A 14,956-nucleotide genomic window follows, 5' to 3' on the forward strand; every position below is an offset into this window, starting at 1 on the left:
AAGCAGATTAGGCTTATGACACATCCATGATAGATGAGATTCAGCGAGTCAGATTGACTCGCTATTTTTTTGTCTTCAGATCGTTCAATCATATCAGGCCCAGTAAGGTGTCCTGCTATCTTCCCATTACGGTCGGATCCGGAACAATGATCAAGGATGATGTCAGTACTACGGTCACCTTCCTTGATCATGCTTCCTGTCTTTGTCGATCAAGGTGTTTACGCAGCGTTATCCCACAGACGGACAAAGTGATTTGGACCAACTTGACGGGATTCGGGTTGCAGAATACCACTGGTTTTCCGGATCTTATCGGCATTAACCGAATAGTCAGGTTCACTCTGTACCAGGTTACCAAATGGAAGATCCGGATCCGGAACAGCAGAGATCAACAGCTTGGTGTAAGGGTGTTGCGCATTTCTGAGTATCGACTGCGTATCACCCCACTCGACAATTTGTCCTTTGTACATTACCGCCGTTTCTTCAGCGATATAGTGCGCAGTGGCTAAATCGTGCGTAATGTACAAAAAGCCTATTCCAAGCTCAGTTTTCATTTTTTGCATCAGATTAAGTACACCAAGGCGGATGGATACATCTAGCATGGAGGTCGGTTCATCGGCCAGGATCATTTCTGCACCCACCGCCAGAGCACGGGCCAGATTCACCCGCTGACGCTGACCGCCGCTTAGCTGGTGCGGAAATTTACCCAAGGTGTCGGGCGCAAGTTCCACCAGATCCAGTAACTCATCTAGCTTTGCCGGGATTTGGGAGGCATCACTAACCTGATTGTGGATCTTCAGGGGGCGGGTCAGGTGGTGAGCGATAGTATGAGTGGGATTGAGAGAGCCAAACGGATCCTGGAAAACCATTTGTACTTTACTGCGATAATCCAAAAGCTCTTTACGTTTGGTTATTTCGTTGATATTTCTTCCCCGGTAAAGGATCTCTCCCTCTGTTGCCGGATACACCTTGGTAATTAAGCGTGCACAGGTGCTTTTACCGCACCCCGATTCTCCAACCAGCGCAAGAGTTTTGCCTGCATGCAGATTAAAACTGACTCCCTGCAGCGCCCGGAATGTTTCCGTCTTGGCAAACCCTCCACCAACGTTAAAGGTTTTTACCACATTGTTGACCTGAATGATTGGCTGGCTCATGCTGTCTCCTCCTGTGTGGTGTCGGTTGTTTTGCCGTGCTGCGACTCATGAATATTCGGGAATGATGCCCATAGTTTTTGTGTGTATGGGTGCTGAGGGTGATTACGGATCTGATAGGCTTTGTTCACTTCAACAATGTCACCGAAGCGCATCACGGCAATACGGTCACAAAGTTGGCTCATAAGGGCCAGATCGTGGGTGATAAACAGGACGGAGAAACCGAACTCTTCTCTGAGCTGATAGATTTGCTGCAGTATTTCACGCTGTACAACAACATCCAGTGCCGTTGTTGGTTCATCCATAATGATAAGCTGAGGGTTCAGGCTGAGCGCGATAGCGATCACAAGCCGTTGCCTCATTCCTCCGCTGAATTGATGCGGATACTCCTTCAGGCGTTCTCTGGGAATATTCACCAGATCAAGAAGTTTCTCTGCCCGGTCTCTGGCTTGTTCATCAGACATCCCCCTATGATGACGCAGTACATCGGCGAACTGTTCCTCAACGGTGATAACCGGGTTGAGAGAGTTCATCGCACTCTGAAACACCATAGCGATTTCACTCCAGCGCATCACCCCTAGCTCTTTGTCAGACAAAGTCAGAAGGTCTTTGCCATCAAAGATAATACTGCCTTCAGAAATATAGGCTGGTGGCTTATGCAGGCGGTTGATCGCGAAGGCGATGGTACTTTTACCACAGCCCGATTCTCCCGCCAGGCCGAATATTTCGCCTTTTCCGATATCAAAACTTACGGATTTGACTGCCCGGAAATCGCCATGGTCAGTGATGTAGTCTACAGATAAATCTCGGATCTGAATGAGTGGATCCGGATGGTATGCTTCTGGATGCTTGTTGCTCATAACGTATACTCACAAATAGGTTTAGGAGTGTTCATCATTGCTGGTTATTTCGTGGTGGAAAAGAAGTGTTTGGTTAAAAAGTGATGTGCCTCGATAAACAAGGGGTTGCTTATGATGAGTATTTCGACGCACTTCAAATTTGTCGGTTTATTAGACGATGTGTTGAATCCTTGCTCACTGTCATCGGGAAGGGGAGTGGGACGGGAGGCCGAAAATAGAAAGCAGAAAGCGATCTGGATCTCATCCATTTTACGTAAGGTCAATCTTTTAAAGGTAATCCTGAATACACGAATGTGCAAAGCCTTAGTGACCTATTTGATGGTTATTTTCCGGAAGTTATGTCTGCTTCACATTCTGTTGTTGTTTTACTTAACAACCGATAATACCCTTTGCTAAATAGACATTATCCCTGATGTGGTTTTATTCGGAGGTGTATATGTCTATTAATTCTCTAAACCATGAGGAAATGTCAGATAGAGCATCAACCTGGGATTTTAAGGATGAAGACTCCAAACTATCGACCGGCCAGGTGAAATCAGCAGACGCCCGCCGGCGCATAGAGATGATGAGGGATCTTCGGGAAAGTGGATTAACAATGGAAGAAGCTGAAGAGATGGGACTTCTTGATTAGGACGGTATTGTTAATTGCTAAATAAGAGATGTCTGAGCTGATTTGATAAGGGCGACGTAATGTCGCCCTTATTTTGTCCCAATAACACTATTTGTGTTATATTCCTGCATCATGTTACAAGACTGACTGAGACGGTTATCGTGTCTATTAATCTATCCCTGCTTCCACCTGGTGAGAAGAACAAAATCGAGCTTGATAAGCAGGCGTCATTTCTCGTATGGAAAATGAAGCAAGCAAAGGCGGGCCCGGATGATATCACAGCAACGTTTACTAAGATTCGTGACGAGCAGGAACAGGCATGGTTCCAGCAGTCAGTTGATAAATATAAAAAGATGATGGGGGTGGCTTAGTTTGTGTAAGCCCCTCCCGTTTCTTTGCTCTTTGCATTAATAAAACGAAATTGGATTAGAGAGAACTCCCGATGGGAAGAAGTTTTGAAGTGCGCAAAGCCTCTATGGCGAAAACTCAGGGCGCAAAAATTAAGGTATATTCTAAATACGGTAAGGAAATCTACGTTTGTGCTAAAAACGGCGGCGCAGACCCGGATACTAACCTGTCTTTGAAGCAGTTGATTGCCAAAGCTAAGAAAGATCAGGTGCCAGCTCACGTGATTGATAAAGCGTTGGATAAAGCCAGCGGCGGCGGCGGTGAAGACTTCCAGCCTGCACGATATGAAGGTTTTGGTCCTGGCGGTTGTAGCGTTATTGTTGACTGTCTGACAGACAACGGTAACCGTACTTTCCAGGATGTTCGCCAGTGTTTTGTTAAAAACGGCGCGAAAATTGGCAGCCCGGGCGCGGTATCACACATGTTCGATCACCAGGCGGTCTTCCAGTTCAAAGGCAACGATGAAGAAGCCGTACTGGAAATGCTGATGATGGAAGATGTGGATGTCTCTGATATTGAGTGTGAAGACGGCGTTATCACTGTATTTGCACCGAATACCGAATTCTTCAAGGTCAAGACGGCGCTGAATGAGCAGATGTCGGATGTGACTCTGGATGTCGAAGAAATTACTTTCGTACCACAGAACTATACTCCGCTCTCAGGAGAAGACGTTGAGCAGTTCCAGAAGTTCCTGGATATGCTGGATGATTGCGATGATGTTCAGCAGGTATACCACAATGCGGAGCTTCCAGAAGGTTAATCTGCAAAACGGGTAGACTGATATAAAACAGCCGGGCATTATGCCCGGCTGTTTTATTTACAGTGTAAATCAAGGTCTAAACGGTAAATCGGTCTACAAGCTCAGCCAGGCTTCTGGCTTTCCGGCTGAGGTTTTCACCGCCAGCCTGGTTTTGAGCCGCAATATCGGAAGTCTGGCGACTCTGCTCTGAAATAAATTCAATACGCTGGGATATATCACTGCCTACCTGAGTTTGCTCCTCGGTTGCTGTGGCAATTAGTGAATTCATATCCATAATGACGTTAATTGAACTCTGTATTTTGTCTAAAGCGGCTCTGGCCAGCTCGGTTTTATCCACGGTTTCCGTACTGCGGTTCTGGCCTGTCTCCATGGTTTTAACCGCCGCATCAGACGCGGATTTCAGCTGTTCTATTACTTGCTGAATATCTTGTGTGCTCTCTTGTGTCCGGCTGGCAAGCTTTCTAACTTCATCGGCAACAACCGCGAATCCGCGTCCCTGTTCCCCGGCCCGGGCCGCTTCAATAGCAGCATTAAGAGCCAGAAGGTTTGTCTGTTCTGCAATATCCTGGATAACAAGCAGTGAAGAGGAGATGTTCTGTACATTACCTTCCAGTTCAGAGATCACCTCATTTGCTTTCGCGACATCTGCAGCCAGAGCCTGAACAGAAACATTGGCGGAGATAAATATTTCAGTCGCTTCTGCGGTGGTGTCTTCGGCTTCTTTGGCGGCGGATGCAGCCTGATTGGCATTATTGGAAATTTCTCCTGCAGTCGAAGTCATCTCGGTCATCGCGGTTGCGACCTGTTCACTTTCCTGTTTTTCGGCTTCGATGAGCTGGCTTACCTGAGAAGCGCGTCCTGCCATATTATGCGTTTCGTCAGAGACTTCGGTGCTGACATCCGAAACACTTTTTATAATGGATTGCAGCGAGGCAACAAATGTATTGAAATTCTGGCTCAGCATGGCGAACTCAGGAATATTATAATTTTCCATACGCGCAGTCAGATCGGCGTCTCCGCTGGCAAAAGAAGCGATAGAGCGGTCAAAGGTTTTGAGAGGGCGGATTATGCTCTGATTAATGATGATTGCTAAGATGCCAGCCAGTATAACAATGACAAAGGAAATCAGAGCAATTGAGGTTACGCTTTCTTTAGCCTGCTGTGTGGCGGTAGCTTCCATTTGGGCGATCATTTTATCAACGCTATCTATATAAAAACCGGTGCCTAAAATTAAATCCCACTCTGGCAGATAGACAGAATAGCTCAGTTTTGGCGATGATTCGGTTTCTCCTGGTTTGGGGAAGTAATAAGTGGTAAAGCCATCCCCTCTCTTCGCTTGTTTAACGATATCCTGAATAATGTAGGCCTGGGTGGTATCCTGCAGATTCCAGAAATTTTCACCAATGCCTTTATCACTGCTGCCAAGTAAGTGTCTGACACCTTTGGAGTCATAACCGAAGAGGTAACCATTTTCCCCGAATTTGATCGGTTTGAGCCGCTCAATGACCACTTCACGAGAGGCTTGGTTATTTTTCAGATCGGCGATAGCGGACTCTGCTATCTGTAGGTATGACTTCAGTTCATCTTGCTTGGTTTGCATTAAGCGTTGTTGAGATGACGTCACATGGATTGCATTTAACTCTTGCAGCTCAGAGTAGGTAAAAAACATCATACTGATAGCGATAATCAAAATGGGGACTATCGCCAGAGTATACAGTCTGGTCTTAATGGTAAAATTCATGGTGATATCCTAATAATTTTTCGCTGATACGACAGCTAACAATGTAGATTTATTATTGTTATCGGTATATGAGCATAATAGCTTTATACCTCTTCTTTATATATCAGAAAACGCGGGTACCGATCGCTCCTTGCTTCAAATTATTGGTATTACTTTTAGTGGTGAAGATGGAAAACTCTGCCCATACTTAAGGTGTGTGACACGAAGACAGGGTACGTGTTATGAAAAACGAACTGGATCCCGAAAGACTGTTGAAAGCCTATGAAATGGTAATGGAGAAAGGAACACCCACCGAATACGGTAAAATTTACGAGGGGGTGGAAGCGTTTTCTGATTATGATGGCTACAACGTGTATATGCGTGGTAATGGTGTGGAACTGAAAGTCGGCTTCCATAACACTTATCATCTTGAATATGATCAAGAACATTTGCGTGATAGTTTTCTGAAAAAAGTAGCTATGTTAGCGAAGTAGCCTAGTCATTTACAGACAGTCTGCATAGCCCTTGCATTCTAAGGGGGCAGACTGTCGTGTTTTACATACAGGCCTGGTGAGCGTCAGAACATCCCAGCATTAAGTACCAGATGAACGATGATACTGAAGATATAGCCAAGTACAATGACGGGGGTCCATTTCAGGTGGCTAATGAAGGTATATTTACCATGTGCCGCCCCCATCAGTGCCACGCCAGCCGCAGAACCGATAGACAGAAGACTACCGCCTACCCCGGCTGTCAGGGTGATTAACAGCCAGTTCCCGTGCGACATATCGGGTTGCATAGACAGCACCGCGAACATGACCGGGATATTATCCACGATGGCAGACAGTGCCCCCACCGCGACATTTGCCCATACCGGATTCCACTCGGTGTAGAGGATATGAGAGACCAGATCCAGGTAGCCAATCAACCCTAAGCCACCAACGCACATGACCACCCCATAGAAAAATAGTAAGGTGTCCCATTCTGCATGCGATACTCGCTTAAATACATCAAACGGAATGATGGAGCCGAGGCGTCGGAGAGCGGCTTCGTCGTGTGCAGCAATGGCTCTGGCCCGTTTTTTGGCCAGCGAGGCAGGCAGGGTTTTGCGCAGAAAGTACCCAAATAACTGAAGATAAGCCAGTCCCATCATCATTCCGATAACTGGTGGAAAATGGAATACCCCATGGAAAGCGACGGCGGTCATAATGGTGAGAATGAACAGTCCGACGATCCGTCTTGCCCCGCGTTTCAGTTCAATATATTCCTGGAGTGATTCTGGTTTAATGTCGGGTACGTACATCGACATGATGACGGCCGGGAAGAGATAATTGACTGTCGCGGGAATAAACAGGTTGGCGAATTCGGTGAAAGAAAGCAGACCAGCCTGCCAGACCATCAATGTTGTGATATCGCCAAAGGGACTAAATGCACCGCCGGCGTTGGCGGCGATAACGATATTAATGCAGGACAGGTTAATAAATTTTATATTGTTGCCACCCACTTTCATCACCACGGCACACATCAAAAGTGCAGTCGTCAGGTTATCGGCGATAGGGGAAATAAAAAAGGACAGAAACCCCGTCATCCAGAATAGCGATCGGAATGTAAAGCCCTTACCCACCATCCAGGCTCTCAGGTAATCGAACAGCCGCCTTTCCTCCATCGCGCTGATATAGGTCATGGCAACCAGAAGAAACAGCAGCAACTCGGCGTATTCCAGCAGGTTATGCTCGATAGCTTGCCTGGCGACTTCCATTTCCCCTTGCTGGTGGTAGGCGTAACCGATAATAATCCAGATAAGGCCTGCTGCAAGTAAAACAGGTTTAGATTTACGCAGCTTCAGGTACTCTTCAGCCATTACAAGGAGGTAGGCGAATATAAATATAGCCAGGGCACTATAGCCAACAATTGAATGAGTTAAACCTTCTGCCATTGTTATTTCGGTCTCCAACAGTGTAGTCTATCATTGTGTTATCTTTGTATATGTATATGGAAGTCTCTCCGTTACCATTAATAATGGTATGAATGTTCAGATTTTTCCGCTAAGTGTATGGCTTTTTTCGGCTTCGGGATGAATAAATGAGATCTGTTTTAGGTATGCGGCTGTCGGTATTTGTCGGAATAGTGCTCGTGGCAGTACTGTCCTTATTTATTGTTGAGCTGACTCATCAGCGCCAAAAGCAACTGCAAATTGAACACCTGCAACTGGCTGCTAAAGAAGAGCTTGCCGTTCTCCGTTCAGAACTCGAATCTGCCATTTATTCGGATATATTCTTCGCTAATAGCCTGATAACTCTTATTACGGTTAGTCCCGATTCAACCCGAGATCTCTGGTCGCAGGTTGCTGCCGAATTGTTTCGTCATTCCAGTTACCTGAGAAACGTTGCGATAGCACCTGACGATGTTATCCGCTTTGTTTACCCCTTGAAAGGGAACCGAAAAGCATTAGGTACTGATTTTCGTAAGGTGCCAGAACAGTGGAGAACGGTAGAAAGAGCCAGGGAAATGCAGTCTACGTTTCTGGCCGGCCCCGTACATCTGGTTCAGGGCGGTGTAGGGTTGATTGTTCGCACACCAATATTTACGGATCCACCGCTCAATAGCGCGTACTGGGGAAGCTGCAGTGCCGTGATTGATGTGAGTCGGCTGTTTGATGATGTCGGAATAAAGCAGTTAGCGGAAAAGTATGCGTTTGCGATACGTGGCGTCGATGGTCTGGGTGCAAAAGGAAAAGTTTTCTACGGTAATGAGCGTGTGTTTGATGATATCTTTGCCAGTGAAAACGTAAAATTTCCATCAGGATCCTGGTTCATGGCGATAGCACCAGGCACATTGTATGACAGCTTACCCTGGGTACAAAAAAATGTTGCCCGCCTGATTGGTTATCCGGTTCTGTTTGTTCTGCTTGCTGCTTTTATCACTATATACCGGCTATATCATCAGGCTCACAGGCACTCACTGGAAGATGAGTTAACCCGGTTACCAAACCGTCGCTACCTTATGTATACCCTCGAACAGCAGGTCGATAACGTCTATAAAAAGGGACAGGGATTTACCCTGATCAATTTAGATCTGGATGATTTCAAAGTCATTAATGATACCTATGGTCATGCAGCTGGTGATAAAGTACTCATCGAAATATCCGGACGTATCCGAAAGGCATTGCGAGGGTCAGATATTGTTGCCAGAGTAGGCGGGGATGAGTTTTTGGCTATTTTGCCCAGAGTACAGGAAGAAGAAGATATCAGGCATATATTGATAAGCTTAAAACAGGTGTTGATGGAGACACCGGTTAATATCGGCGATACCAGTATTCCTGTCCGTGTCAGTGTCGGTTATGCCATTTACAATCAGTATGGTATGGATATTGATGCGTTAATGAGTATGGCTGACCGAAGTATGTACCGGGCAAAAGGTAAAAAAATGGCATAAGGCCGGCGTATTATCAAACCGGCATTACCCGGTTCCTTCCCAAACTTTTTGCCTGGTATAGCTGTTGGTCTGCATTGTCTATTAAGTTGATGGGTTGTTCTCCTTCATTCAGTTCCGCGACCCCGAATGACGCGGAGATGTTTTCAACCTGTTCACCGGTACGCTTATCCTTTATCGATATTTTTTCTATCGAACGGCGAATAGAGTCCGCGAACTGAATGGCGCTTCTCAGGGATTTATTAGGAACCAGCAGTGCGAACTCCTCACCGCCATACCGGTATGCCGTAATGCCTTCCCGGCAACCAAGCTGTAACCGTTTGGCGATTGCTTTTATAACCATATCCCCAAAGACATGCCCGAACTTATCATTGAGATCTTTAAAGCGATCAATATCAAGCAGGATAAGGCAGAGAGGTAATTTCTGTTTATCCGCCTGACACATCGTAGCGAGATCCCGGTCAAATGCCCCGCGGTTGAGTAAACTGGAAAGGCTGTCATACAGCGCATCTTTCTGTACTTTTTCCAGCTGTTGTTTCAGTTCGGTGATTTCTTTACTGGCGTTGTTTAGCTGTTGATGGAAAAAATGCGTGGAATTTTTTATTTCATGAGATTCGGACACGAAGTTCTGTAACAGGCCGATCACTTCTTCGAATGACACGCTTTCCCGATCAACCTGTTCCAGGCTACCCAGATGCTTATCAAGCATGTCCTGAAAATCCTGAGTGTTAGCCAGTGTATCTTTCATCGACATGAATATCTCATTGACCAGAATCTCCAGATTAGATCGAAGCTCCTGCACGTCGGTTTCTGCTTTATCGGCGATAAAGTGTTTGTAAAGATACTCACAGCTGCTGGGCGGACACAGGCCGTATTCCGTGACAATTTTATCAAGCTCAAGATTTAATTCTGGTTGTGCTTCGTCAACATAGGTATACCACAGGGCATAGTTGGTTGGAGTTGTCGGTACCTGATTTTTAATCATCAGAGGCACAGCCTTACGCAGGTTCTCGGTCGATTTTTGGAATTCTTCTTTATTCATACCAACGCCAAAGGAATAGGAGCCTATCTATCTTATCTATACGATTAATAACAATACTAGCGAAATTCTAAGTCTCTTTCCCGTATAGAATCAAATTATATTCAAATTCTGAGTCAGGCTGAGAGCTGCTATTCTTTTTGTATATGTTGGTATTATTTCTATTTGAGAATAAAACTCATTAGCTGTCGTCAAACCGGATTTTTTACGTCATAATACAGATATTAGTAAAGTATAATATTTATAAAAAAAGGAATGTATATGAAACGAAAGGCTCGTCTGACTCAGGTAGTCGAAGTGATTGAACTCTCACCGCATTTGAGAAGAATCGCTGTATCCGGAGAAAGCCTGGCTGGTTTTCCTGTGGGCCAGGAAGGGGCCTACGTCAAAGTTATTCCGCCGAAAGAAGGGGAAGAGATGCCATGCCTGGATCTTGAGGGACCGGAAAAACCCGTGATGCGCTCTTATACCATTCGCTCATTTGATTCAGAGCATAAGAGGCTGGTGATGGATTTTGTGGTCAACCGTCATAGCGGTCCTGCGACCAACTGGGCTCAAACCGCAAAAGAAGGCGACTATGTCGGTATTGCCGGTCCCGGCCCTGTCAAACTGACCCATTTCGATGCTCAGAATTATCTTCTTATTGGCGATATCACTTCTGTGAATGCCATTAACGGGTATGTTCCCCGAATTAATCAGGACGCCAATGTTCAGGTGATCATTATTGTACCGACACGGGACGATGCGATCGCGCTTGATATTGAAGACATGCACAGCGTGCACTGGTTAGTGGAAGATGAGATGGATATTTCTGTCGTCGACATGGTCAGAGAGATAGGTAAGGACCTGCCAGAAGATACCGAAGTCTTTATGGGGTTGGAAGCCAAAAACATTCGTAGCCTGCGTCCGGTATTGCAGGAAGAGTTCGGTATTGCTCGTACCTGTATACATGCCGTAGGTTACTGGAAGTGTGGGCTTAATGCCGATAAGTTCAGTATCGAGAAAAAAGCGAATCCGTTGTAGCAGAGCATTTTAGTCGTCATGGTTTGTTACAGAGCGCCGCTTCCGCCACGTCCGGTGTTATCAGGACATGGTGGGGGCAGATTTCGCCCGGCTATTTTTCTTATCTTTCGATAGCGCCAGTGTATTTTCTGCCCGAAGAAGCAGTGTATGACAGTTATCGTCTGACATAACCTGAGTAACGCCAACATTGGAGCTGCATGGCTTGTTTTGCGGATTCTGGCAGGATGCGACGGCTTTTTGCAGGTTCTCCGCCAGTTTCATTGCTTGTTGCTGGGTGGTCTCGGGACAGACAATGATAAATGTTTCGCTATTCAGGTGACCAATGTTATCGGTCGCACGGATATTGACAGTAAGCAGTGAAGCCAGACTAAGTAAGACTTCATCACCGGCTTGCTTGTCTGAGTGATTTGGCGGCGTCAGGGGATCAATATTCAGTAAAATAACGGAAAACACACGCTGATATCGTTGATAGCGTCTGAGCTCGTCAGCAATAACTGACTCTATCTTAGTGCGATTATAAAGGCTGGTTTGAGGGTTGGTTTGAGCCTGCTTTGTGAGCGCCCGACTTTTTTGTTGTATCTGTGATCTGAGAATATGGATATAACACAGACTGATCACAATGATCAGCCCTCCGCACACAACGGAAAGAATGAGAAATGCATTATAGTCAGAATTTATCAGGGGCATCAGGTCTATATCCGTAGCTGTGAGTTTAGCGATAATGGCTTAGTTATTTATTATTATAATAAAAATCTAAAAACGGCAGTTTTGCAACCGGATAGGGCTGAGTTTTATCTGTTGGTATGGTTTTAGTCTCATTCACAGCATACTTGATTCCGGCCATTCGCTTTGGCGCGGTACAACGCTTTATCTGCACGATAAAAGGTTCTCTGGGTATTTTCTCCTGATTTGTGAAGGGTTACCCCGATACTAATGGTAAGTCCGCGTTCACCGAGAATGTCATACCATCTGAACTGGAAAATTCTTTCTCTCAGTTGTTCTGCCAGCATCTCAGCCCGTTCAAGTGTGGAATCTTCTACTATGATCAGAAACTCTTCCCCCCCGAACCGGACGCAGGATGCCCCTTTAAACTTAAACTGGTTTTTTAGCTCCTGAGCAACATTAACAATGACTTTGTCCCCGACAAGGTGGCTGAGTTCGTCGTTGATGGATTTAAAATGATCAATATCGATAACCAGAAAAGCAAACGGCGTTTCATGCAGCAGTAAATCTTTTAGTTTTACCTCCAGCCAGCGTCGGTTATGCAGTTGAGTCAGAGGATCGGTAAATACATCCTGTTGTAACTGGGCTACGGCATTTTTTTGATTCTCAGTGGTTTCTTTTAGCTCGCGATTTTCCTGCTCTGACATGATCAGTTTCAGTTGAAGCTCAAAACGTGCCAGACGTCGCAGCTGGAATGAACCCAGATCACTGATAGGGATGCTTTTGATAAGGTCAGCTTCAATACGGTAGCTTTTTTTCTCATAGGTTAAAGCCTGAGCAAACGCTTTTTGCTGAGTAAAAATATAACTCAGCGTATCATAAAGTTTTTTCAACAGGACCGGAGATGCATTTTGCTGTATACGATTGGTGGTACTGGCCAGCAGCATACTCGCCAGCTCAATTTTGCCTATTTTACTCAGGCAGAGAACTTGTTCCAGACGCAACATATTAGATAGCCAGGAAGCTCTGATACCACCTATGGACAGATGGGCATTGGCCAGGGTGTGCAGAGCTTGCATATATTGCTTTTTACGTCTCAGGATCTGGACGGTGTACAGGATCACCTGACCTGTCAGAACCTTATCGCTGACCAGAATACTCAGCTCATCACACTCTTTAAGCAGACTCTCTGCTGCTGAAATACGGTTTAGATAAGTCAGGCAGGCCACCATGTATAGCTTATATCTCAGCCTTAAGGTCCGGCTACTGAGGGCATGATCGATACTGTCTATTTTTTGATAATAGCGAAGTGCTCTGGCATGATCGCCGTAAGCATCACAGAGGTTACCCATCCCCAACACGGCCAATGCATAATCATCAATTGAGCTGTACTTTACCGCGAGAGTGGATATTTCAATGTATTCCTGCAAAGCATCACTGTAGTGGCCGTGTTCGACCAGCCTGTCACACAGGTTATTTTTTATCGTGATGATATCTTCAGCATCGTCCGGAAGGTTGAGCAGCGCGAGGGCGTTTTTTAGCTCATCAATGCTTAACTGGTTCTGGCGGAATTTATTCCGGTACTCAGCACTGATCAGGTAACAACGGGCTTTTTCCTGCGGTGATACGGCAATATGCTGCCGTATGTGTTCCCAGAAAGTGATGGCTTCTTCTCCGGATACCGAAGACGGATCTAGTCCGGCGTCAGAAATTTTTTTTAGTAATCTATCCATCACTCTCTTCTTCTACAGGTTGATGCATGTCTTCTTCCAGTTGCTCGAGCGTAAACGGAAATGTGAGAATGTCATGCTGGCTGACTTTTGGCTGAGGGCCTGTCAGACCGCGCCTGTCCCATGGGTAATTGTTTATCATTTGTTTTAAGAACTGGAAAAGCTTATCAGCCGCTTCTCCTTTCTCTGCTACCAGCATGCCGACCCGGTCTTCACTCAGTCTGGCTATCAGGTCATTACGGTTACAGACGCATTGTGCCAGCTCAATGCAGATGTCCAGATAATCTGAAACCTGATGAGAAATCAGTACTACAACATGTGTGGTGGCCTTCAGTTCACTTTTGAACAGAACCAGTTGCTCCCACCAGTAGGTTTCTGACACCTGGTTTGAGTAACCATTACCATCATTGCGGAACTCGACCTGGCCACGTATCCGGTTAATCAGCTTTCTTGCCCGTTGATCAAGCTGACGTTTAGAGCTGTGTGCTTTATCGGTACTGAGCCGGTTTGTCTGATCTTTCAGAAGCTTTACCGAGTGTTTGCGGTATTTTCGGAAAGCGGTCAGAGCGGTTTCATAATCATTTTGCTTTTCTGCGACAATAGATTGCTGGAAACAAATCTGAGAAAGCAGTTCACCATTGTCAAACTTTTTAGCCGATCGCTCTGCCTGAGCCAGGCTTTGCTCAGCACTGTCCAGGTTACCCCGAATAAGCTCGAGTCGGGCCCGGCTGATAAAAGAATGGGTTTTCATCCAGGAGATGTTTTCTTTGACGGCCAGCTTATAGGCTCTGACACTGGCATTTTCAGCATCTTCCAGACGCTCCAGGCCAAGCAGTGCCAGGGCACGGAAATCCCATATTTCAGCTTTCCAGGCATCGTTTGGATAGTGTTTGAGTACCTCTTCTGCACCGTCCAGAACCGATAACATTTCAGTGAAGTCATTGAGCAGGTAATGATCCCACGCCAGGGCAATACGAGCTTTACCTTCCAGCCAGTTGATACGGGCATTGTTGGCGACATTTACTGCAAGAGTATGGGTAGACATGGCCAGTTTGTATTCGCGACTGATGCGCCAGACGTTGCCCAGACCGATCAGGCTTTCAATTTCAATGTCAGTTTCACCAACCAGAGCCGCTTGTTCCAGAGCATTAATCCAATACTGTTGGGCGGAAATGTATTTTTCTTGTCCCCAGTAATGCTGAGCATGGATATGTAATATTTCAGGAAGAAACTGGTCGGTATCCAGTTGGTTCAGGCGGGTGTGAACATCTTTAATAGCTTTTAACCCGCTGCGGTAATCTGACAGCTCCCAGTAACAACGGGAAATGATAATACCGGCCTGAATGCCTCCTTCCTGATACAGTGTCTGATCGGCTCTGATTTGACTCTGCTGAGCTTGAGATAAGGTTGTGTCAGGCTCTTTTTCGACAAGGGAAGTCAGACGCTCTAATTCACTGTCCAGTTGTACCTGAGCTTTATCCAATGTTTATACCCGTTATGTTCGTGGAATACCGATTTTGGCTATCTCCAGCCTAATTCGTTATTTTTAGCATAATTTATGCC

Annotated in this window: 13 protein-coding genes and 1 pseudogene; 6 read left to right on the forward strand and 8 right to left on the reverse strand. The window is 45.9% G+C overall.

From position 1 onward, the window contains the following. Positions 1-218 precede the first annotated feature (218 nt). Together DI392_RS14560 and DI392_RS14565 are read right to left on the reverse strand one after the other, a co-directional pair. Complete coding sequence (locus tag DI392_RS14560; RefSeq protein WP_109320422.1) at positions 219-1,151, reverse strand: ATP-binding cassette domain-containing protein; 933 nt, start codon at positions 1,149-1,151, stop codon at positions 219-221. Further along, a complete protein-coding gene (locus tag DI392_RS14565; protein ID WP_109320423.1) occupies positions 1,148-2,008 on the reverse strand; it encodes an ABC transporter ATP-binding protein in 861 nt (286 codons plus the stop codon). Before DI392_RS14565 ends, DI392_RS14560 begins: the two co-directional genes overlap by 4 nt. 436 nt (positions 2,009-2,444) lie before the next feature. On the opposite strand from DI392_RS14565, the gene DI392_RS14570 reads away from it, so the two are divergent. The 3 genes from DI392_RS14570 to DI392_RS14580 all read left to right on the forward strand — a co-directional run bounded on the left by DI392_RS14570 (position 2,445) and on the right by DI392_RS14580 (position 3,786). Beyond that, complete coding sequence (locus DI392_RS14570) at positions 2,445-2,639, forward strand: hypothetical protein (RefSeq protein ID WP_109320424.1); 195 nt, start codon at positions 2,445-2,447, stop codon at positions 2,637-2,639. A 140-nt stretch (positions 2,640-2,779) separates the two neighbouring features. Beyond that, positions 2,780-2,989, forward strand: a complete 210-nt coding sequence (locus DI392_RS14575; protein WP_109320492.1) for a DUF3283 family protein — start codon at positions 2,780-2,782, stop codon at positions 2,987-2,989. A gap of 71 nt (positions 2,990-3,060) precedes the next feature. Then, positions 3,061-3,786, forward strand: coding sequence for a YebC/PmpR family DNA-binding transcriptional regulator (locus DI392_RS14580; RefSeq protein ID WP_109320425.1), 726 nt, complete (start codon positions 3,061-3,063; stop codon positions 3,784-3,786). Positions 3,787-3,862: 76 nt separating this feature from the next. Here the strand turns inward: DI392_RS14580 and DI392_RS14585 are convergent, their stop codons facing one another. Continuing rightward, positions 3,863-5,527, reverse strand: a complete 1,665-nt coding sequence (locus DI392_RS14585; protein ID WP_109320426.1) for a methyl-accepting chemotaxis protein — start codon at positions 5,525-5,527, stop codon at positions 3,863-3,865. Between the two features lie 221 nt (positions 5,528-5,748). On the opposite strand from DI392_RS14585, the gene DI392_RS14590 reads away from it, so the two are divergent. Continuing rightward, positions 5,749-6,000: a DUF3081 domain-containing protein gene (locus tag DI392_RS14590; protein WP_109320427.1), complete on the forward strand. Its 252-nt coding sequence runs from the start codon at positions 5,749-5,751 to the stop codon at positions 5,998-6,000. 83 nt (positions 6,001-6,083) lie between these two features. Here DI392_RS14590 and nhaD read toward each other — a convergent pair. Further along, positions 6,084-7,433: pseudogene (gene nhaD, locus DI392_RS14595) on the reverse strand (sodium:proton antiporter NhaD); the annotation flags it as partial. Between the two features lie 155 nt (positions 7,434-7,588). Between nhaD and DI392_RS14600 the strand changes: the two are divergent. Then, on the forward strand, positions 7,589-8,941 hold the full coding sequence (locus DI392_RS14600; protein ID WP_245884078.1) for a diguanylate cyclase: 1,353 nt from the start codon (positions 7,589-7,591) through the stop codon (positions 8,939-8,941). Positions 8,942-8,954: 13 nt separating this feature from the next. Here DI392_RS14600 and DI392_RS14605 read toward each other — a convergent pair whose 3' ends face one another. Then, on the reverse strand, positions 8,955-9,980 hold the full coding sequence (locus DI392_RS14605) for a GGDEF domain-containing protein (protein ID WP_109320429.1): 1,026 nt from the start codon (positions 9,978-9,980) through the stop codon (positions 8,955-8,957). Between the two features lie 258 nt (positions 9,981-10,238). On the opposite strand from DI392_RS14605, the gene DI392_RS14610 reads away from it, so the two are divergent. After that, positions 10,239-11,000, forward strand: a complete 762-nt coding sequence (locus tag DI392_RS14610) for a siderophore-interacting protein (RefSeq protein ID WP_109320430.1) — start codon at positions 10,239-10,241, stop codon at positions 10,998-11,000. Between the two features lie 60 nt (positions 11,001-11,060). Here the strand turns inward: DI392_RS14610 and DI392_RS14615 are convergent, their stop codons facing one another. From DI392_RS14615 to DI392_RS14625, 3 genes are all read right to left on the reverse strand, one after another. Beyond that, positions 11,061-11,687 (reverse strand): GGDEF domain-containing protein, encoded by a 627-nt coding sequence (locus DI392_RS14615; RefSeq protein ID WP_109320431.1) that lies wholly within the window; start codon positions 11,685-11,687, stop codon positions 11,061-11,063. 128 nt (positions 11,688-11,815) lie between these two features. Continuing rightward, a complete protein-coding gene (locus tag DI392_RS14620; RefSeq protein ID WP_109320432.1) occupies positions 11,816-13,396 on the reverse strand; it encodes a GGDEF domain-containing protein in 1,581 nt (526 codons plus the stop codon). Next, positions 13,389-14,876, reverse strand: a complete 1,488-nt coding sequence (locus DI392_RS14625) for a tetratricopeptide repeat protein (RefSeq protein WP_109320433.1) — start codon at positions 14,874-14,876, stop codon at positions 13,389-13,391. Before DI392_RS14625 ends, DI392_RS14620 begins: the two co-directional genes overlap by 8 nt. Positions 14,877-14,956 lie beyond the last annotated feature (80 nt).

Source organism: Vibrio albus (assembly GCF_003144035.1).
GTDB lineage: Bacteria > Pseudomonadota > Gammaproteobacteria > Enterobacterales > Vibrionaceae > Vibrio > Vibrio albus.